The sequence below is a fragment of the Staphylococcus sp. FSL W8-0056 genome (genome assembly GCF_037963075.1).
GTDB classification, from domain to species: domain Bacteria; phylum Bacillota; class Bacilli; order Staphylococcales; family Staphylococcaceae; genus Staphylococcus; species Staphylococcus aureus.
Window position 1 is genome coordinate 1629799 of sequence record NZ_CP150142.1, and the last position, 21103, is coordinate 1650901.

A 21103-nucleotide genomic window follows, 5' to 3' on the forward strand; every position below is an offset into this window, starting at 1 on the left:
CATTTTATATCGTTAAATATTAACGTTTAACTTGATATGTCACTATGTGAGTTTTTATTTTACAAATTTATACTCTTTTAATCTCTGACTAAAGTTTTACATCGCTATCAGTATTATGTATGATTTATTTTAACAACTATAAATAAGCTTGAATTTTATAACTAGTAAGTGTATAACAGTAATGAATACGAATATTAGATATTCAATAAACTTAAAAGGGGCGTCATTATTTTTGAGACTAGGAGCTCGGATTTTTAAAACTGGTATAGCCATTATTTTAGCTATGTCTATCGCTTCTTTACTACCGGATGATGTTGGTCTGAAAGCCTTAGCTGGTGTCAGTGCTGTTGTTGCAATGCAACCTAGTATTTATCGTTCATTTAAAACAGTTTCTGATCAAGCATTGGGTAACATTATAGGTGCCATATTATCTGTTACAATGGTAACAATTTTTAGTGATAATTTTATCATTATGGGTGTTACCGTCATAGTACTTATTGCTATTTTATTTAAATTTAATTTAGCACATGTTGCTACTTTGGCGAGTGTAACAGCATTAATCATTATGGGACAACATACCGGTTCTTTCTATATTACCGCCTTTTACAGGTTTGTACTTGTAATGATTGGTGTCATAAGTTCATCTCTAGTTAACTTTGTGTTTCTACCACCTAAATTTGAAACAAAAATTTACTATAATTCATTAAATATATCCTCAGATATTTTTATGTGGTTTAAATTAGTATTAAATGATACGACGGAGTTTAATAATATTAAACAAGATAGTCATAATTTAAAACAACGTGTCGAAAAGTTAGAGAAAATTTATGATTACTATAGCGAAGAACGTCCTATTACAAAAAAACATATTCACCAACAGAATAGAAAGAAAATACTTTTCAGAGAAGTAGTTCAGACGACTAGACAAGCTTATGAAGTATTAAACAAATTGTCGCGTTATCAAAACGACTTATATTTACTTAATAACAATTTCCTATTACAAATCAAATTAGATTTAGATTCATTAACTGCTTTTCACGAGCAAATTTTAGCTAGCCTTTCTAAAAAAGCACGTTATAATGTGACACATGTTGATTATGAGTTAGATAATCCGCAGAAAAAAGATTTATTGTCTACATTTCAGCATGAGTTAATAAATCATCCTTATCAAACGGAATATTCGTTTGCCAATGTTATGCAAATTGTTGCAGCCATCGAAGAGTATCGACACCATTTAGAGCATTTAGACCGCATAAGAATTAGCTTTTTCACATATCATAGGTCTGATGCAGACATTGAAATTGTTGAAGAAGACTTTGATTTATAAGTTTAAAGCAATTCCTGTAATTAATACCACAATGAGATAAAGTAATATTGAATCTCGAAATTAAATTTAAAAAAGCAGTAAGATTATTTTCAATGAAGAAAATCTCTTACTGCTTTTCTATGTTATGACCCCACCATCCTGTTACAAATCTTCCCTACAAGATTGTACTGAAGTCAAACAACTAATACTTTATAAGTTTTGAATGCTATATAAATGCTCGTAAGCACCTTGTTTTGCAATCAATTCACGATGCGTACCTGTTTCAACAATATGTCCATTTTCAATTACGACAATTTTGTCAGCATGTGTAATAGTGGACAAGCGATGCGCTACGATAAGTGTCGTTCGATCTTTACTCAACACATCTAATGATTCTTGAATAATGGATTCACTTTCTAAATCAAGTGCACTTGTTGCTTCATCCAAGATAAGAATTGGCGGATTATTTAAAAATATTCTAGCAATCGATAATCTTTGTTTTTGACCACCTGATAATTTAACACCTCGTTCACCTACTTCAGTGTCATATCCCTGTGGCAAGTTCATAATAAAGTCATGTGCATTAGCCATTTTCGCCGCTTCAACTACTTCTTCATCTGTTGCTGTTGGACGACCAAGTAAAATATTTTCCTTAACTGTATCAGAGAATAAAATATTATCCTGTTGCACCAATCCTATTTGATTTCTTAAACTTCCCGTTAAAAAATCTTTAATATTGTGACCATCTATTAAAATTTGCCCAGAAGTTACATCGTAAAATCTCGGTATTAAGTTAATTAATGTTGATTTACCACCACCACTCATACCTACGAAAGCAACTGTTTCTCCTTTTTCAATACTCAAATTAATATCTTTTAAAATTGGAGCTTCGTTATCGTTATATTGAAAACTAACATGATCAATATCAATACGACCTTGTTTAATTTCAATAGGTTGAGCACCAACACCATTTTTAATGTCATAATCTTCGTCAATTAATTGGAATACACGGTCCATTGAAGCAAAACTTTGCGTTAAAGTTGTAAATGATGCGACTAAACGACGTAAAGGCCCGAACAATAACTCTAAGTATCCAACAAATGCTGCAAGTGTACCTACTGTGATTGATCCAGAAATAGCAAGATATGCACCAACACCGATGACAATAATTGGTCCAATATCTGTAACTGTATTAATTGCGGCAAAGGAATAGGCATTCCATCTTGTATGTTTCAACGCACGTGTTAAGAAATTAGTATTCTTTTTATCAAAGTTTTTCGCTTCATTGTCTTCAATCGCAAAACTTTTAACGACTGAAATACCTTGAACACGTTCATGCAAGAATCCTTGAACCTCAGCTAATGCTTGCGATCTCTCACGCGTCAATTTTCTTAATCTTCCAAAGAAAACGTACACCGTTAAAATGTAAAATGGGAAGATAAACAGTGCTGCTAAAGTCAATTTCACATCTAAAAAGAACATTATGGATAGTGCAATAATAATTGTTATACAATCTAACCAAATATTCATTAACCCGGTTAAAATGAAATCTTTTGTTTGTTCAACATCATTAATCACTCTAGATATTACTTGACCTACTTGATTATTAGCATAAAATCTCGCACTTAAAGCTTGTAAATGGTTATATAACTTTTTACGTATATCATACAATATTTTATTACTTGTCCATTGCGCCAAATATTGACGTATAAATTCAATTGGTGGTCTCACTATTACAAAAATAAATAATGCGATACCAATGGCAATAGTTAAATGATGAACTTTTTCATCAGTCGTTAGTGCGTGGTTATTAATCACGCCATCTATTGCATATTTAATTAAAAGTGGTATAAGCATTGGTATACCAAACTTAATTATCCCAACAATAATCGTTGCAAAAATACGATATTTATATGGCTTAACAAATTGCAAATATCGTTTAATCATACAATCCCCCCTAATCTATTGCCCTATCCTATTCATAAGCATAAAAATGAATAGAGGTTGGATACATAATTTGTAGATGTAAATTCTTCTTACAATTTACATTTTTAAAATTAAGATATCTCAACCTCTGTCATATTCATGTGATTAAATACGTTGTCTTATTCGTATGTTATATTCTATTCAATTTAATCTATGGATACTGTGTCCCCACACGACAGCAAAAGTTATCATACTTCTTTACATCACTAAGTCAATATAAATGATTTAATCAGTATTTACACTTTATTTGCTTAATACTGTCTAATTTTTTTGTAACGTTCTTTCCAAACTTTGATAAAATCTGGCGCGAATGGGCCCTTCTTCTGTTCTATCCATTGTTGAAGAATGTCCACGTTGCGTCTTAAAATAATATCAATATCATGCGGATAATTCATTTGATTCATATGTTGCTCATATTCATCTTCATCTAATAAATGATACTTTCCGTTTGGATATACTTTAATATCTAAATCATAGTCTATATATTTTAATGCCTCTTCATCACAAACAAATGGTGATGACAAATTGCAATAGTAATAAATTCCATCTTCTCTAAACATGCAGATAACATTAAACCAATATTCTGAGTGAAAGTAAACAATTGCCGGTTCACGTGTTATCCAAGTTCTTCCGTCACTTTCAGTCACTAACGTATGATCATTGCCACCAATGACAACATGATCAGTACCCTTTAATATTGTTGTTTCAGACCAAACGCGATGAATCTTACCATCATGTTTATAACTCTGAATTTTAATGTTTTCCCCTTCTTTAGGTATGGATTCTCTGACCATACTCCACACCACCTTCTGTTAATTTAACCATTATAAATTATAGCATATTTCAGAAATAGTATTATATAAATACATATTTTTACGAAATAAGATTTTACTACTTAATGATTAAACTCGGTAATATTGCTAAGTACTACAACAGAGATTTACATGTCCCATTTAAAGTATGTAAAATCATCACTTTTATAAATCAACACTTTAACTTTTTGACATTGTTATCCTATGAGATTTAAAGATATCATTTATACATTTTTAAAATTAATGTCACTATGTTTTCCGATAATATTACCAATCATCGAATGTTACCCATTTATAAATTGATAAATCTTTGACATAGGTACAGGGAATGTATATTGGTCTCGATCACTTAAATTAAACCAAATCATGTCATCTGGTAATGTTTCAATGTTAATTGCTCCTGAAGCGGCGTATACTTTAATCTTCCATGTTAAATGAGTAAATTGATGCTTCAACTCAAAAATAGGTGTTTCTACTGGTTGAATGTCATGACCGATTTTTTCAGTCATTTTACGTCTAGCATGCTCACTTTCAAACATAGGAAATTGCCACATACCATGCAATAATTTTTCGCTACGCTTTTGCAACAGATATTGACCTTGATTATTTCTAATTAAAAAGACGGATTGCTCAATTACTTTTTTACTTACATTTTTAGATTTAACAGGTAACTTTTCAAATGTACCTTTATCAAATGCCTCACAGTTTTCTTGAACTGGACAAAATAAGCATAATGGATTTTTTGGTGTACAAATTAATGCCCCTAATTCCATCATAGCTTGATTAAACGTTCCAGCTTCTGTAGTAACATACGGTAACAATTCTTGTTCGTACGATTTCCTCGTCGATTGTAATTTAATATCTCGATAGTCATCATTCAATCTAGACCATACTCGAAAAACATTTCCGTCTACAGTTGCTAGTGGTACATTATATGCAATGCTCATTACTGCAGCTTGTGTGTATGGGCCAACACCTTTTAACGCTTTAAATTGATCAGGATCTTTGGGAACTAAGCCTTCATATTTATCATAAACTTCTTTAATCGCCGTATGAAAATTTCGAGCTCTACTATAATATCCTAAGCCTTCCCAATACTTTAACACTTCATCTTCCGAAGCTTGACTCAAAACTTCCACAGTTGGAAATCGTTCAACAAAACGATGATAATAGTCAATAACTGTTTTAACTTGTGTCTGTTGTAACATGACCTCACTTAACCAAATATAGTACGGATTGGTCGTTTGTCGCCATGGCATTTCTCTTTGATTTTCATCAAACCAGTGTATCAAATTTTCTTTAAAACTAGACTGCTGATACATTTATAAAACCCTTTCCTCACCAAAATTAATTGTCTTTACTCATAATGTTTTTATTGTACATTAAAATCATGGTTAGTATGTAAGTTAATTTAGTTATTTGCGAAATTGGATTATAATAGTATATATAATATTATGAAATGAGTGAACTGATATGGACACTGCAACACATATCGCAATTGGGGTGGGCCTTACAGCACTTGCAACTCAAGATCCAGCAATGGCTTCTACGTTTGGTGCAACAGCTACAACCCTTATCGTTGGTTCATTAATTCCTGATGGGGATACTGTTCTTAAATTAAAGGACAATGCAACATATATTTCGCATCATAGAGGTATCACGCATTCCATCCCTTTCACAATACTATGGCCAATTTTAATTACATTTTTAATATTCACGTTCTTTAGTGGAACCAACCCATTTCATGTATGGATGTGGGCTCAGCTCGCAGTATTTTTACATGTCTTTGTAGATATATTCAATTCTTATGGTACACAAGCGCTTAGACCTATCACAAACAAATGGATTCAATTAAGTGTGATTAACACATTTGACCCTATTATTTTCACAGTTCTTTGTATTGGTATTGTATTATGGGTTATAGGCTTGCATCCATTTGCAGTCTTCTTTCCTATAATCGCTTTACTAATCATTTATTACATGATTCGTTTTAAAATGAGAGCCGTAATTAAGCAACAAGCTTTAAAAGCAATTCAACAAGAGCATCACCCTGTTAAAGTATTTGTTGCGCCAACAATAAAATTTATGGAATGGCGTGTCGCGATACAAACTGATGCACATGACTATGTTGGAAAAGCATATGGTAGGAATGTGGTGTTTAGTGATAAAGTGGAACGTCAAACATTATCAACAGACTCCATTTTATGGAAAGTCAAAGGTAATAAAGATATACGTACTTTTTTAAACTTTTCATCAATCTATCGTTGGCAAACAACAACGTTAGCAGATGGTTCTACTGAAATTCGTTTGATTGATTTGCGTTATTTAAAAAATGATCATTATTCATTTGTGGCAATTGCACATGTAACAAACGATAATGTCATAGACCACTCTTATATTGGCTGGGTATTTACAGAAGATAAGTTACAACGTAAACTGTATGCTAAATAATTTCAAGTTATTATTCACTAAAGTTAATCTATAAAAAATGAACAACCGGGCAGAATGAAAATCAAAACGATTTTTACTCTGTCCGGTTTTTTAATGTAAAACTATGAATGCTTTTACAAAATCTAAAATTTATATTGTTGCTAACAAACTACCTTTAATGACTCGAAATATCAAAATCAGTATAGGAAAACAATATCTAGATGATATTCTAATTGTTTCTGATTCTCACAGATTAATTTACACAACAGGTCAGCTAAACATCATGAAGAAGTATCCGCCTCGTCTGTACTATCATTTGAAACATCTTGTTGATTATCAGTTTGCGTCACTTTAGATGTTTTATTATAAATTGCGTGTGTCGTATACCTTGCTAATACGAAATTTACTGCAGCTATTAAACATAAGAATAAAATAAAGTAAAAATGATATGGAATGTTTTCCATACTTGATATACCAAATATGATAGATTGTGCTATACCATTAACAATGTAATACATTGGATTCAGCATTAGGATGTGATTGATAAATACATGATTTGGATTTGGTATGAAAATAATTGGTAACAATAAGATACACAATACACAAACCCCATAAAATATGATATTTATTTTTTCAGTTAACAGTCGAATAAGACCAAAAGTAACGGATATTAATCCTACAAAAATAGTTGCCATCACAATAAAATAGAATAGCGCTATATATGATGTTTCGAAGTTTACTGGTTTAACCAATGCACTAATCATCGTCAAAATGACTAGCATAATAAAACTTAAAATAGACATAATAACTACTGGCGTCGCTGCGGAAATATTAAATAACTTAGTCACTAAAAAGTCATTCATATAATGATGATAAGAGATATAAATTGTGAACATCAATACCGCAAAAACAATCAATGCAATAATTCTAAATAACCATCGCACCTCTTTAACATCGGTCAAATGACTAAAGGAAAATAGCGTTTCACTTGCAATAATAAGTATTAAACATGCAGCTAATACGATTAGAAAACTTTTCCAACTTTGTTTTAAACGTTCTGTTACATACCTTTTAGTATGCGGTAAGTTTTTAAAATATAAAATAATATTATCTAGCATCTTTACACCTACAATTCAATATAAATCCATTTGTCTTCTTTCAAATTGGCAATACAATATCCATTCCCAACTTTAGTAATCCAAATGTTATTGTTAATATTAAACTTATCTTTTAATTCTTTTTTATCTACAATTGGATAAACAAAACCGTATAACTGATTATTATCATTGAAAAGTAATTGTATCGGTTGTTGTGTAACGGATGCAACGAAACGGTTATCATCATCAGGAACTAAAGTTTTTATAACTGAACTATGCTTTTTATGTAATTGACTGTTAAAGTATGCATAGTAATTACTATAATTTGATTTCATATATGGCGCTAATTTTTTAAAACTATGCGTTTGATATAAACCTGCCGGGTTAAAATATTCTAATTTATCTTTACTAACATAGTAAGTCTTATTATCGGCGGTAACACGATAATTTTTACTATTTTCGCCAGTAATTGTAACTACACTATATTTTGGAATTGTGACTTGTTTATCCCCTTGCATATCCACACTGCCATTAAAAGCAATTCCATAAGCTAACTTTTCGCCATATGGATCTTTATTTTCATTTTGCATCGTAGCACGATTCGTAAAATCTGTTATCGAAATAATTCCTATATTATTGAAAATGAGCAACATCATCAATGCTAAGCCTAAAATAGTACCTGAGGCTAAAGTCCAAAAACGCACTAAAAACTTAGGCGGTTTTGCATGATTATAGCGCTCAACGCGTTTGAAATTATAGGTCATCTCTGGTATTCTTGTACGATTCTTTTTCCAATCTAAATCAAAGTTTTCAATTTCTTCTTTTGAGTTTAAACTTAATCGATCACGTTCATGTTCTTTAAAAGATGGAATAACTTGTTTAAGTGACCCTTCCATTCTTAATTGACCATGTGAAAACCAAGCTATATAGTTACTCACTTGTGAAATTTTATCAATATCATCACCAATTGACACAATCGTTAAATTATTTTCAATATAATCATTTGTTAATTCAATCGCACGTTCCATAAATTGTGGTGTTAAATAGTCAATAACATGATTTAAAATAATAATATTTGATTTTGATGAGCGTGCAATACTTAATAGTAATTGAGCGTATGCCGCTTTCGAAATATGGTTAACCGGCTTCGTTTTATAATCGCCTAAATGTGCATATTGAATAATCTGTTCAGCTTTATGATCATTAATTTCATATGGAAATAGTTGAACTAACTGCGCTGTGTAAGCTTCAACAGTTTGATGAATTAACGATTGATCTTCAATATATCCGTAGAACAAATCTTCAGTACAAACTACTTTACCTTTATCAGGTTTAATTGCACCTGCCAACAATTGACCTACCAACGCTTTGGAAGATTCAGGTTCACCAATTATACCTAATGCTTCTCCTTGATAAATATGTAAACTAATATTGTTTAAATCGATATCTTCAGCATCATATCCAAAAGGTAAATACCATTTCTTATTCTGTTTATTCCTATAGTAGTGTGTTACTTTTAGTAACTTTAAAACAATTGAACTTCCCATCTATTTTCATCCTTCTATAATTGTAATAACGCTATAGGTAAGCCTTCTTCGGGTTCATCGCTATTAAATCTAAACCCCCACGCAAAAATACCTTTTAATCTTTCTACTTTAAAATATTGATTACTGCCATCAGTCAGTTTATAAATTTTACCAATTTCTATCTTTTTTCTGTCTACTAAGTAACTTTCGGCAACAATTACTTTACTTTGATAAACGTCATATTCATTTAAAATACCATTCATCTCAGCTTTTCTCATTTTCTCTTTATAAAGTTGTATTTCGTGTCTTAATTCTGGCTCAGACATCTCACTCAATTTCTTCTGTTCCATCGGCAATACCACTTTCTTCTAATTTAGCTTTAATTTTATCATATTTATATCCTTTTCTCATAAGGCCTTCGATAGTTTTTGAAATTAATTTCTGTTGCGTGTACTTCTTTCGATTTTTATTATAAATTTTTTCTAAATCTCGTTGTAATAAATCGTCTAAAACCGCTTCATCTTGTGTAAAATCCATTTCATTCAATACAGCATGAATGGTTTCCATTTCAAACCCTTTTTGAATTAAAGATTGCATTACTTTTTCTTTAACCTTATTTTGTGGTCCTTTTTTTGTTTTAGATATTTTTTCAGCAATTTGGATAATATCATCAAGTTCCTGTTGTTCTCTATAAAGTTCTGTAAACATTTCAATGATATTTGGTTCTATACCAAGTTGATAAAGTTTTTGTTGATAAATTTTAGGTCCTTTATCTGTCGTGCGAATCATTGTATTTTTTAAACTTTCCGCATAATCTTGATGGTCGATTAACTTTTCGCGATAACAATATTCAATCACTTCAGAAATCGCTTGCTCTGATATCTCTTCTTTTTGTAAATATTGAATAACTTCTTTTTCAGTTCTCTTTTTATATGATAAATATTGGATTGCTTTGTTTAAACCTATGCGATAATGATCATACTTTTGAATCTCTGCCATGTCAGCAGCTTCAAGTTGTTGCCCTTTTTTTAAATTAAATTTGACTAATGTATCGATATCTATACCCATTTCAAATTGTTCGTCTAAAAAAAGATTAAAACGTTCTTTGTTTTTCTTTTGAACTTCTATTTTAGTAATCTTCGGCACTGGATCACCCCGTTACTTTCTCAAGTTTTATACAATACTCTTTTATTATTCAATAAGCCACTTCCTATAGCAAATGTTTAACTTTAAATATTTTTCGATGCTAACAAAAAATCACACTATCATCTTTTAAAATGAAAGTGTGATTACAAGCAAATCTGTAAAATTTATTAAGCAGAAACAATTCAACTTTATCATTATGACATTTCAATTAAACCTTCTACATTATAGTTCCAAGCATCTTACACATGAATGCAAGTATTTAACGATTTAATTGTGACATAGCCTGTTGATATTGTGTTTCATTGATATAATTTTGTTGCTTCATTTTTTCTAAGTTCGTGCTTACACGTTGCGTAAAATTCTCTGACATATTATTGATATTATATACGCTAGGTGCATTGACTTTACTAGCTAAAATAGCGCTTTGTAAAACTGTTATGTGAGACATTGTTGTACTATTTTTATTCACGGTTGTTCCAAAGTAATGGTTTGCTGCGCCCTCAAGCGTATATTGATTATCCCCAAAGTAAATATTATTTAAATAAAAGCTTAAAATTTCGTTCTTATTATATTGTTTTTCAACTCGATGAGCTACAAATAATTCTTTTACTTTTCTAGTAAATGAACGATCATTATCATAAAAATAATTTTTGACAACTTGTTGTGTAATGGTACTACCACCTTGCACATCTCTGTCGCTAATCGTTGAAAATAAAGCTCTAGTTGTACCTTTCAAATCGAATCCATGATGATTGTAGAATCGTTCATCTTCCATTGAAATAAAGGCACCTTTAACATACTCTGGCATGTTATCAGCTGACACAAAACTACTTTTATTTTCAATTTTTCTTAGTTCATCCACATTATCGCGTGTAGATAAAAAATACATGATACCAATAAACAATGCGATAATGATTAGAATGGTTAATAATATTTTTAATAGTATTCGTTTACTTTTTTTCTTTTTCGGCGGTTTGCCAACTGGTTGATAATACGTATTATAGTGAGGTTCGTGTTTCATATGCTCAAAATGTTCATTTGAGTTTGAGTACCTATCGCTTCTTTTCATGCGTTTGCTCCTTCTTTTAAAACTCACTTAGTATATACCTTGAGTTTACCAGTACTATCACAAATAGGCTACACTTTTTGGGAAAATCAGTCCAAGGGCTTACAATCGTATACGCCATCATACTTACTTTTTTGTTTTTTGAAAAGATTATAGATAAATCATTACAATTTTAAATATTAATCATGCCAAATATTGTTATATTTTGTAAAATAAAAGACCATCCCTATTAAATGCCAATAGAGACGACCTTTTATTTGTTATTCATTTATTAAAACTAAAATCCATATTTCATTTCAAACGAAAATATATAAATTTTAACAATCGATAACCACAATACTTCTATTGTAATTGTTTAACGATTTCTCGATTAAAATCATCTAAATCGTCTGGTACTCGACTTGTTACAATATTGTTGTCTACAACTACTGACTCATCAACTACATGTGCGCCTGCATTTGATAAATCTTTGCGCACGTTCAATACTGCTGTTAACGTACGACCTTTTAAATCATCTGTATCTATTAGTATTTGTGGCCCATGACAAATGGCAAATGTTGGTACATCATTTTTAGTAAAGTATTTAGCAAATGTGCCATATCGACCTTCTGTATCTCCACGTAAATGATCTGGTGAAAATCCTCCAGGAATTAATAATGCATCATAATCTTCTGGTTTAGCTTCTGCAATGCCTACATCGACAGTAACTTTTTCACCGTGTTTACCAACAACTTCACTATTTGCAGTATCCCCAATCACTACAGTATTAAATCCAGCATTCTCTAATGCCTCTTTAGGACTTGAATATTCTATATCTTCAAATTCGTTTGCTAGAATAATTGCTACTTTTTTAGTCATTGAAAATCACATTTCTATATATCATTGATATAATTACTATAGACAAGTAAATCAGTGATTAAACATACAAGATATAAAAAATATTAAGCGACTATCGCGATATCTAACTCTAACACATCTTATGTGGCATTTACTTAGATACTAATTTAACCTTTTCTTCAAGCTGATCTAACAATCCAATCCATTCATCTATATCTTCAACACGTACTTCATCAGGATTTACATGATCGATATCCTCAATAAACTTATTTAAACGTGCTTTTATCTGTTCGATTGTTTGCTGTTCATTCATAAAAAGTTAACTCCTTTTATTTTGTTTTCTTTTTCATTATTATCCTAACAGAAATTGCGTTAAAGCGATATAATCTTAGCTATATTTATGACATTCAAATTATTTTGACTTTTAAAAATCCCCTTTTCAATTAACTAAAATTAAGAGATAATTTGTTACGAGTGATAATACGAAGTGGTATCATACCGATATGAACCAAATAGAAAGAAGGAAGTTTAAGACGATGAATAGCGTCAAATTGAAGCAACCTGTTAGCATTTACAATGATCCATGGGAATCATATAACGATGTTAAAGAACATGGCCAATTAACTTTAAGTAACATCGAATTTACAACTACAAATCTTTGTAATATGCGTTGTAGCCACTGTGCAGTTGGTTATACTTTACAAACTGTCGACCCCGAGCCTTTAGATATGGACTTAATTTATCGTAGACTTGATGAAATTCCAAATCTGCGAACGATGTCAATTACAGGTGGCGAACCAATGTTTTCTAAAAAGTCTATTAGAAATGTTGTTAAACCTCTATTAAAGTATGCACATCATCGAGGTATATATACACAAATGAATTCAAACCTAACATTGCCTCAAGATCGTTATTTAGATATTGCTGAATATATCGATGTTATGCATATCTCACATAACTGGGGAACAACTGATGAATTCGCAAATGTTGGCTTTGGCGCAATGAAGAAGCAACCACCGTTAAAAGCTAAGTTAAAATTATATGAACAAATGATTTCGAATGCACGTACATTATCAGAACAAGGAATGTTTGTATCTGCGGAAACAATGCTCAATCAAAGTACGCTACCACATTTACGAAAAATACATCAAGAAGTCGTTCATGATATGAAATGTAGCAGACACGAGATTCACCCTATGTATCCAGCTGACTTTGCAAGTCAATTAAATGTGTTAACTCTAGCGGAAATGAAAAAGACAATTCATGATATATTGGATTTCAGAGATGAAGATATTTGGATGTTATTTGGTACTTTGCCTGTGTTTCCATGCTTAAAGGATGATGAAGATCAAAAGTTACTATCACGTTTAAGAAATGCTAACAATGTAACGACTAGAAATGACCCGGATGGCCGTAGTCGTTTAAATGTCAATGTATTTACAGGTAATGTAATCGTAACTGATTTCGGAGATGAAACAGGTACAATTTCGAATATACAAAAAGATAAATTAACAGATGTATTTGATAAATGGTTATCCTCTGATCTTGCTAAATCATTAAATTGTCATTGTTCCGAGTTTAGTTGTTTAGGACCAAATGTTCTTGTTAAAAATATGTACTATCCGAATATGGATTTTAAAGATAATGAGCGTCATATGCACAAACAACCACAAATTATACAATTTTAAAAACTCTTAATTATGCGGAGAAGCACTTTATCGATAAGTAGTCTCCGCATATTTTAATGCTATTATAAAATAAAAAACAATTAATTGCTGGCAGTACTCTACTTTAATAATAAAGGTCATTTAATAGGACTAATAGTCTATAATAAAAAGGTTAAATTTTAACTAAAAGCATAAACGTGCATAATCAAAAAGACAGATTGTAGGTGGAATATTCGAACATAACAGTTCAATTCATCCTTAACAATCTGTCTTTATATTTTTAGTCTCTAATATGTTGCACTTGAGCTAAATATTCAATTGTTTGTTTACTTTCAATGCGACGTGCTTTTCTTCGTTCAACACGTTGTGGTGCTGTATCATAAAACCATTTTTCAACATCATCTTCTGGATATACACCAGGTACATGTTTAGGTTTGCCTTCATCATCTAACGCAACAAATGTTAAGTAACTTAATGCAGCTAAATCATGCTTGTTATTAAATACATCGTCAATTCTAATTTGAACGACCACTTCCATTGAACTAGTCCCAGCGTATGAAACCATCGCTACGTATTGTAATATGTCCCCTGTTTTAATCGGCTTTAAGAAATCTACTGAGTCTGTAGATGCGGTAACTACTTGCGCACCAGCATGTTTCATAGCTGTGATTGCTGCAATTTCATCAATATTAGCCATCAATGTACCACCAAACATTGTATGATGGTGATTCGTATCTTGAGGGAAAACTTGTCTATTTTTATAACATTTTGATTCTGACATAGATTTCATTGGTCTGTCCTGATTTGTCATTATTTTATCTCCCAATCTATATTTTAATCACGTATTTGACCTTTAAATACATGTTTCATTTCCTACTCAGCACCTCAAAATAACATTTATTAAAATGTTGATGCCCAATTTCCATTTTCAAATACTAGTTCTTTTGAACCATCTTCGAATATGCCATAAATAGTCAAATCACTACTACCAATCATGAAATCGACATGTACGTTTGAATCATTTAATCCGCTTGCAATCTTTTCCTCAACAGTCATTTCCGTTCCACCTTGAATATTAAAGGCGTAAGCAGATCCAATCGCTAAATGACATGCTGCATTTTCATCAAATAAAGTATTGTAAAAAATGGTATTACGATTTGATATCGGTGAATCATCAGGTACTAACGCTACTTCACCTAATCTTCTTGAACCTTCATCGGTATTGATTAAATCTTTCAATACCGCTTCACCTTTTTCAGCTGAAAAATCAATAATTTCTCCATCTTTAAACATCAATTTAAATTGATCGATAATCGTTCCATTATAACTTAAAGGCAATTTATTAGTAACATATCCATCTACTCTATTTCGATCTGGTGCTGTAAATACTTCTTCAGTTGGTATATTAGCAATAAAAGCTTGTTCCTCGCCGTTAACATAACTTGTAGCATCTTCCCAGATATGATTTTTCGCTAAACCTACTGTTAAATCAGTACCTTCAGATACATAATGCAACGCATGGTAATTTTTTTGTTGTAACTTTTGAGCGTAAACACTTAAATTAGCGATGTGTTGACGCCAATTTTCAACTGGATCGTTACCATCAATTCGCACAATATCAAATACCTCGTCAATAAACTTAATATATGCTTCTTCTACAGATAGTTCAGGATATACTCTCTTCGCCCAAGCTTTAGATGGAAAAGCAGCTACGACCCATGGAAATTGATTTTTTTGTACACTTTCCATATATCCTTTAAATGCGCGTGCGTTTTGTTGTTGAAATGCTTGTAATTTTTGGCTATCGATACCATCCATTAAATCAGGATCTTCACTAATAAGTGCTAAATTAGCAGCGCCACGTTTAACGTAATCCATTCTCGCTTCAACATCATATGATTTTATCTCATGATTAGCAAAATGTTCCACAGATTCATTTTCAAATTTTAAGCGTTTTAAGGTTGGATCGCTATATACAACACGTACATCTGAAGCGCCACAATGATATGCTTCTTCTACAATTAAATGCGTTAATTCTAATGTTTCTACTGATGATCTAATAAATACTGGCTGTTTTGGTTGAACATTCATACCAACCTTAACTAATAGTTCAGCGTATTGTTGTAACTTTTCTTTGTAATTAGTCAAAATTCCCACTCCTAGTCGTGTCGCAATTGTCCTAAAGCGTCAGCAATAGCTGTCACTTCACTTGGCGACAATCTTTCTCTTGATTGAACAAAATCATATATATCTGTTAATTCTTCTTCATTTGCATTTTTATATTTTTCAGGATCTAATAATCCTTGATTAACAATATTTAACTTCTCTCTAATAGCTAATACTTTCTCTTCATTTGTCATAGCCACAATGTTCACCTCTAATAATAGTTATGTTATCAAAGTATCACAATTTAATAAACTTTAATAGAATTTTATATAATCTGCTTTCTTATTGTTTAAAGTCGCTATAAAATGGGGATATAACTACATAGTTTGGAGGAATCAAAATGGTAGATGTAGCATTTGTCTGTCTTGGCAATATATGTCGTTCTCCAATGGCAGAAGCAATCATGCGACAAAGACTTAAAGACAGAAATATTCATGATATTAAAGTACATTCAAGAGGTACTGGTAGCTGGAATTTAGGAGAGCCGCCTCATGAAGGTACACAAAAAATTCTCAACAAACACAATATTCCATTTGATGGCATGATTAGTGAATTATTCGAAGCGACAGATGATTTTGATTACATTGTGGCTATGGATCAAAGTAACGTTGATAATATTAAATCTATCAATCCTAATCTTAAGGGACAATTGTTCAAACTGTTAGAATTTAGTAATATGGAAGAGAGTGATGTACCAGATCCATACTACACGAATAATTTTGAAGGTGTATACGACATGGTATTATCATCTTGTGATAATTTAATAGACTACATCGTAAAAGATGCAAATTTGAAAGAGGGGTAGTTTTTTATGGAAAATAAATTTGTTCCTGGTATTTTAATTGGTGCCGTAATTGGTGGTGCAATTAGTTTAGCTGATAAATCTACACGTCAAGCTTTAGTTCAATCAGTTAAAGATGCAAAAAATGGTAACCGCACTCGTAAGCCTTCTAAAGTCAGCAAGATTAAAGACGAAGTTTTATACTGGAAAGATGTTGTTGAAGAAATTCGTCGTAATAATCCTGAATTAGAACGTTCATTAAAGGATGCGAAAGAAACATTTGTTAATAGAAAAAATCAACGCTAAGATGATTTTGTTTTTATAAGGCAATACTTAACAATTTGGTGTACGCCTTTCATAGTTATCATTATTAAATGATAATACAATGATTGGCCAAACTACATTGTTTCAGTATTGCCTTTGTTTTAATTTTAAATCAAAATAGCCTATGAAAGATTTAAATCAATTAATTTCTATAATATTATCATTTTTAAAGCATATCATTGTTTAGTTTTTTTATAATTGGATAAATACTAATAGTTACTTTATAAAACATTACATAGAGAAAGGTTAAGGAGTGCACATGTCGAAAAAGGATCACTCTTCTTCAAAATACCTTAATTCTGTTAAGGAAGCGCAAGAGGAGTCAAAAAAGAAAAATAAAAGTAATCCCAAAATTGATGTTGATCGTACATATATTGAACCTCAACAATTCCAATCTAAGAAACCTAAAAAAGATGATCAGGTTTTCTTCTTATCAAGATTAAATAAACCTGCAAAATATAAGAAAGACTCTAATTTCTTATCATATCTCATCTATCGCATAGGAAAAGATGATGCCTCAGGACTAGCAGCGCAAATGACTTACCATTTCGTACTTGCTATGTTCCCTATGTTGCTTTTCCTATTAACATTATTACCATTTTTCAATATTAAGCAGAGTCAAATTACTAATATGTTAAGCAATGCACCCGCTGAAACATCTACTCTAATTAAGAGTGTAATTGGTGATATAACTCAAAACTCCAGTGGTGGCTTATTATCTATCGGTTTGATTTTAGCAATTTGGTCAGCTTCAAATGGAATGACTGCAATTATGAATTCTTTCAATGTTGCTTACGATGTAGAAGATAGCCGTAATGGAATCGTTTTAAAACTACTAAGTGTTGTCTTCACTGTAGTTATGGGCGTTGTGTTTGTAGTTGCTCTAGCATTACCAACGCTTGGTTCTGTAATTAGTCATTTCCTATTCGGTCCACTTGGATTTGACGAACAAGTGAAATGGATTTTTAACCTTATTAGAATTGTGTTACCAATCATTATTATATTTATCATATTTATCGTGTTATATTCGGTTGCACCTAACGTTAAAACGAAGCTTAAGTCAGTATTACCAGGTGCAGTATTTACTTCAATTATTTGGTTAGCTGGTTCATTTGGTTTTGGTTGGTATATTTCAAATTTTGGTAACTATTCTAAAACATATGGCAGTATCGCGGGTATCATCATTTTATTACTATGGTTATATATCACAAGTTTTATTATAATTGTCGGTGCTGAAATCAATGCAATCATTCATCAGCGTAGTGTAATTAAAGGTAAAACACCTGAAGAAGCAGCATTAGAACATGATGACAATAATAAAAATCATTATAATGAGAACACTAGATACGAATATGATGAAGATAGTAATGCAACACATCAACGTACGTATCATGTTGATGAACATCCTAGTGATACCTATCCAGAAGATGATAAAAATATAAAAGACAAAATCGTTGATAAGCTTAAAAAAGACTAAACACCAACAAAACAGAGGTTTTCGCTAATGATTGCGAAGACCTCTGTTTTTTGGTGTCTATTTGATGTTATATTGTGATTGGCGTAAGTAACTTTTCTTAATTCGATACGAACTATTGAATTAAATTATGTTGGAATGCATAGATGACAGCTTGTGTTCTATCTTGCACTTCTAACTTACTTAAAATGTTACTCACATGTGTCTTAACCGTTTTAATAGTAATATGCGATGCACTAGCAATTTCTTGATTTGAGTAACCTTTCGCAATCAATAATAATATTTCCATTTCTCGTTCTGTAAGCATTTCATATAACTCTGCGCGCTTTTTCATACGGTTACGCATTTTCACTAAAACTTCCGGTTCAAAAACAGATTCTCCTCTAGAAGTTTTACGAACTGCATCGGCGATATCTTTTGCACTTGTTGTTTTTAAAATGTAACTATCGACACCTGCATCTAATGCACGATATACCTCTTTATCTTCAATAAAACTAGTTAACATTAATACTTTAATTTGCGGTAAATCTTTTTTAATCTGAGTCGTCGCTTCTACACCATCCATGTCTTCCATAAGTAAATCCATTAAAATTAAATCTGGCTTCAACTCATGGGCTTTGGCAATTGCTTCTTTACCAGAAGCGCCTTCACCAACTACTTCAATATCACTTTGCGTTGATAGATAACTTGAAATTCCTATACGTACCATTTCATGATCATCCACAAACAATACTTTAATCGTCATACGAATCCTCCTTATTTAAAGGTGCTTTCACCTCGATACGTGTACCTGAATCTGGCAATGATACAATATGGAACGTTGCACCAATTTCCAAAGCTCTTTCACGCATATTTTTAAGTCCATAACTTTGTTCTAATTTTTCATCAACATTAAAACCTTTACCATTATCTTGAATTCTCAACAATAAATAATCGTCTTTATTAAACAATTCTACTGTCACTTTTGTACCGTTTGAATGACGCAATGTATTCGAAATTGCTTCCTGTGTAATTCTGAACAAATGATCTTCAATACCTTTAGGCACTTTAAAATCTTGTATTTCATGCACAACTTTCATTGGCACTTTTTTTTGTAAATCAATAACTAAATCTTTAATACCCTCACCTAAAGATTTGTCTTTTAAACCAAGCGGTCTTAAATGTAACAGCAAAGCACGCATTTCTAACTGCGAATCTTGAACCATTTTCTCTAAAATCGGAATTTGTTGGTCTAATGGTGGTTCTAACTTCGTTTCTTTGATAGCAGAAAGCATCATACTTGCCGCAAAAAGTTGCTGACTAACAGAATCGTGAAGTTCTCGAGCTAGTCTTTGACGTTCATCTTCAATAATCTTTTTAACTTTCACATCATTAATATTATAATTTTCATTGGTTAAGTTTTGAGTTTTAAGTCGCAACTTATGCAATTCTTGATTTAAAGGTACGAGTGTATGGTATAAATCTAACGTTTCACTATATATTTCTATATTTTGATCATTAATGCCAACTGTTTCGCCTTCCATTGAACGCTCAATTTGCGTCTTAATCCAATCATTTTGCTGATTGATTTTGTATGCGAGTACCGAACCAACAATAATACACAATAATATGATGATGAGATTTAAAAATAAAAAGACTGGTATTCCGAATATTTGTGTATAAAACATACCTTGAAAATAGATGATATTTACAAAAACTTTATCGATGAATAGAAATGCAGCTAGCATGCTATATACTAAGATGAGCATTGAACCAATTGTTCTAATGTAGTGGTTCATCGATAAATCACCTCTACGTCTCCGATAAACGTTGATACGTAGATATTAACTGTATAGTTATCCGGTTTCATCATTTCTTCAATATGAATATTGTTATTTTCAACTTTATATGATTTTTCATTCACGTAAGTACTTCCATAAAAAGCAGCTACATGTAAATTAATATTGTAATTAACCGGCAATATAACCTGCACTTTACCTAAAATGTGTCTAACAACAATGGTATTATTTTCCTTAATATTTGCAGCTTTTGTTAAGTCAATATGTAGGTCGCCAATTCCATGTTGAATTTGGACATCTTCCCACTTATATACATAAACTGGTGTACGTTGCTCACCAAACCACTTTTGTTTAATAAAAGATGGTGAAGTCATAACCTCATCCGTCGCAACTACTTTTTTTGGTTTAAATTTATGTATTAAATAACGCACAATAAGTAGTAATAAAAAGACGAACAAGATGATGATTGTATACTTATTAGACAATAATGTGAATGCAATTAATAGCGCGCCTATCCAAAACGCTAAAAGGCCACGTATTTTATGAAAATAAAGATATCCTACATAAACTAATACACATCCCAATAATAGAACGAGTAAAAAGCCAATTTTTTCAAAAAATATGTAGTAAAAATTGGCAATAATCATTAATGCAGTAAAAATGATCAACATTTGCGTTGATATATATTTGTGTGTCATGTTTCGCCG

Annotated in this window: 22 protein-coding genes and 1 pseudogene; 6 read left to right on the forward strand and 17 right to left on the reverse strand. The window is 31.4% G+C overall.

Annotated features, from left to right (window positions below; translation table 11 throughout):
* Nucleotides 1-232: 232 nt before the first annotated feature.
* Complete coding sequence (locus NSS86_RS08185; RefSeq protein ID WP_001236371.1) at nt 233-1327, forward strand: aromatic acid exporter family protein; 1095 nt, start codon at nt 233-235, stop codon at nt 1325-1327.
* Nucleotides 1328-1416: 89 nt separating this feature from the next.
* Here NSS86_RS08185 and NSS86_RS08190 read toward each other — a convergent pair.
* The 4 genes and pseudogenes from NSS86_RS08190 to mutY form a co-directional block, all read right to left on the reverse strand.
* Nucleotides 1417-1508, reverse strand: a pseudogene (locus NSS86_RS08190) (hypothetical protein).
* Nucleotides 1509-1516: 8 nt separating this feature from the next.
* The gene (locus NSS86_RS08195; protein WP_000597240.1) at nt 1517-3253 is read right to left on the reverse strand and encodes an SAV1866 family putative multidrug efflux ABC transporter; all 1737 of its coding nucleotides are present in this window, start codon (nt 3251-3253) and stop codon (nt 1517-1519) included.
* 290 nt (nt 3254-3543) lie between these two features.
* Nucleotides 3544-4086, reverse strand: coding sequence for a DUF402 domain-containing protein (locus tag NSS86_RS08200; RefSeq protein WP_000251253.1), 543 nt, complete (start codon nt 4084-4086; stop codon nt 3544-3546).
* A gap of 302 nt (nt 4087-4388) precedes the next feature.
* On the reverse strand, nt 4389-5426 hold the full coding sequence (gene mutY, locus NSS86_RS08205; protein WP_000284765.1) for an A/G-specific adenine glycosylase: 1038 nt from the start codon (nt 5424-5426) through the stop codon (nt 4389-4391).
* 151 nt (nt 5427-5577) lie between these two features.
* Here mutY and NSS86_RS08210 point away from each other — a divergent pair, with 151 nt between their 5' ends.
* Entirely contained in the window at nt 5578-6555 is a 978-nt protein-coding gene (locus NSS86_RS08210; protein ID WP_000379098.1) for a metal-dependent hydrolase, read from the forward strand.
* 260 nt (nt 6556-6815) lie between these two features.
* Here NSS86_RS08210 and NSS86_RS08215 read toward each other — a convergent pair whose 3' ends face one another.
* From NSS86_RS08215 to NSS86_RS08245, 7 genes are all read right to left on the reverse strand, one after another.
* Entirely contained in the window at nt 6816-7652 is an 837-nt protein-coding gene (locus NSS86_RS08215) for a membrane protein (RefSeq protein ID WP_000886462.1), read from the reverse strand.
* A gap of 8 nt (nt 7653-7660) precedes the next feature.
* Nucleotides 7661-9178 carry an ABC transporter ATP-binding protein gene (locus tag NSS86_RS08220; RefSeq protein WP_000535834.1) on the reverse strand — a complete coding sequence of 506 codons (1518 nt, stop codon included), beginning with the start codon at nt 9176-9178 and terminating at the stop codon, nt 7661-7663.
* A 14-nt stretch (nt 9179-9192) separates the two neighbouring features.
* Nucleotides 9193-9507 (reverse strand): YfhH family protein, encoded by a 315-nt coding sequence (locus tag NSS86_RS08225; RefSeq protein ID WP_000435806.1) that lies wholly within the window; start codon nt 9505-9507, stop codon nt 9193-9195.
* On the reverse strand, nt 9485-10303 hold the full coding sequence (recX, locus tag NSS86_RS08230; RefSeq protein ID WP_001124422.1) for a recombination regulator RecX: 819 nt from the start codon (nt 10301-10303) through the stop codon (nt 9485-9487). Before recX ends, NSS86_RS08225 begins: the two co-directional genes overlap by 23 nt.
* Before the next feature lie 259 nt (nt 10304-10562).
* Nucleotides 10563-11372, reverse strand: a complete 810-nt coding sequence (gene sgtB / locus NSS86_RS08235) for a monofunctional peptidoglycan glycosyltransferase SgtB (protein WP_000830380.1) — start codon at nt 11370-11372, stop codon at nt 10563-10565.
* A 339-nt stretch (nt 11373-11711) separates the two neighbouring features.
* Nucleotides 11712-12227, reverse strand: a complete 516-nt coding sequence (locus NSS86_RS08240; protein WP_000163283.1) for a type 1 glutamine amidotransferase domain-containing protein — start codon at nt 12225-12227, stop codon at nt 11712-11714.
* A 130-nt stretch (nt 12228-12357) separates the two neighbouring features.
* Nucleotides 12358-12519: an SE1561 family protein gene (locus tag NSS86_RS08245; protein ID WP_001005407.1), complete on the reverse strand. Its 162-nt coding sequence runs from the start codon at nt 12517-12519 to the stop codon at nt 12358-12360.
* 223 nt (nt 12520-12742) lie between these two features.
* Here NSS86_RS08245 and yfkAB point away from each other — a divergent pair, with 223 nt between their 5' ends.
* Nucleotides 12743-13894 (forward strand): radical SAM/CxCxxxxC motif protein YfkAB, encoded by a 1152-nt coding sequence (yfkAB, locus tag NSS86_RS08250; RefSeq protein ID WP_001089621.1) that lies wholly within the window; start codon nt 12743-12745, stop codon nt 13892-13894.
* A 259-nt stretch (nt 13895-14153) separates the two neighbouring features.
* Here the strand turns inward: yfkAB and NSS86_RS08255 are convergent, their stop codons facing one another.
* From NSS86_RS08255 to NSS86_RS08265, 3 genes are all read right to left on the reverse strand, one after another.
* Complete coding sequence (locus NSS86_RS08255) at nt 14154-14684, reverse strand: acyl-CoA thioesterase (protein ID WP_000184383.1); 531 nt, start codon at nt 14682-14684, stop codon at nt 14154-14156.
* 89 nt (nt 14685-14773) lie between these two features.
* Nucleotides 14774-16030 carry an aminopeptidase gene (locus NSS86_RS08260; protein ID WP_001795108.1) on the reverse strand — a complete coding sequence of 419 codons (1257 nt, stop codon included), beginning with the start codon at nt 16028-16030 and terminating at the stop codon, nt 14774-14776.
* 2 nt (nt 16031-16032) lie between these two features.
* Complete coding sequence (locus NSS86_RS08265) at nt 16033-16233, reverse strand: DUF1128 family protein (protein ID WP_000180460.1); 201 nt, start codon at nt 16231-16233, stop codon at nt 16033-16035.
* A gap of 146 nt (nt 16234-16379) precedes the next feature.
* Here NSS86_RS08265 and NSS86_RS08270 point away from each other — a divergent pair, with 146 nt between their 5' ends.
* From NSS86_RS08270 to NSS86_RS08280, 3 genes are all read left to right on the forward strand, one after another.
* Nucleotides 16380-16844 (forward strand): low molecular weight protein-tyrosine-phosphatase, encoded by a 465-nt coding sequence (locus tag NSS86_RS08270; protein WP_000228666.1) that lies wholly within the window; start codon nt 16380-16382, stop codon nt 16842-16844.
* A gap of 6 nt (nt 16845-16850) precedes the next feature.
* A complete protein-coding gene (locus tag NSS86_RS08275) occupies nt 16851-17126 on the forward strand; it encodes a YtxH domain-containing protein (RefSeq protein ID WP_000428172.1) in 276 nt (91 codons plus the stop codon).
* Between the two features lie 277 nt (nt 17127-17403).
* Nucleotides 17404-18621 (forward strand): YihY/virulence factor BrkB family protein, encoded by a 1218-nt coding sequence (locus tag NSS86_RS08280; RefSeq protein WP_000037075.1) that lies wholly within the window; start codon nt 17404-17406, stop codon nt 18619-18621.
* Nucleotides 18622-18733: 112 nt separating this feature from the next.
* Here NSS86_RS08280 and vraR read toward each other — a convergent pair whose 3' ends face one another.
* Genes vraR through liaF form a run of 3 tightly spaced genes read right to left on the reverse strand, consistent with a single transcriptional unit; the run spans nt 18734 to nt 21094 of the window.
* Complete coding sequence (gene vraR, locus NSS86_RS08285; protein WP_000153535.1) at nt 18734-19363, reverse strand: two-component system response regulator VraR; 630 nt, start codon at nt 19361-19363, stop codon at nt 18734-18736.
* Nucleotides 19353-20396 (reverse strand): sensor histidine kinase, encoded by a 1044-nt coding sequence (locus NSS86_RS08290; protein WP_001017131.1) that lies wholly within the window; start codon nt 20394-20396, stop codon nt 19353-19355. The genes vraR and NSS86_RS08290 overlap by 11 nt, the downstream gene beginning before the upstream one ends.
* Nucleotides 20393-21094, reverse strand: coding sequence for a cell wall-active antibiotics response protein LiaF (gene liaF / locus NSS86_RS08295; protein WP_000149064.1), 702 nt, complete (start codon nt 21092-21094; stop codon nt 20393-20395). The genes NSS86_RS08290 and liaF overlap by 4 nt, the downstream gene beginning before the upstream one ends.
* Nucleotides 21095-21103: the final 9 nt, after the last annotated feature.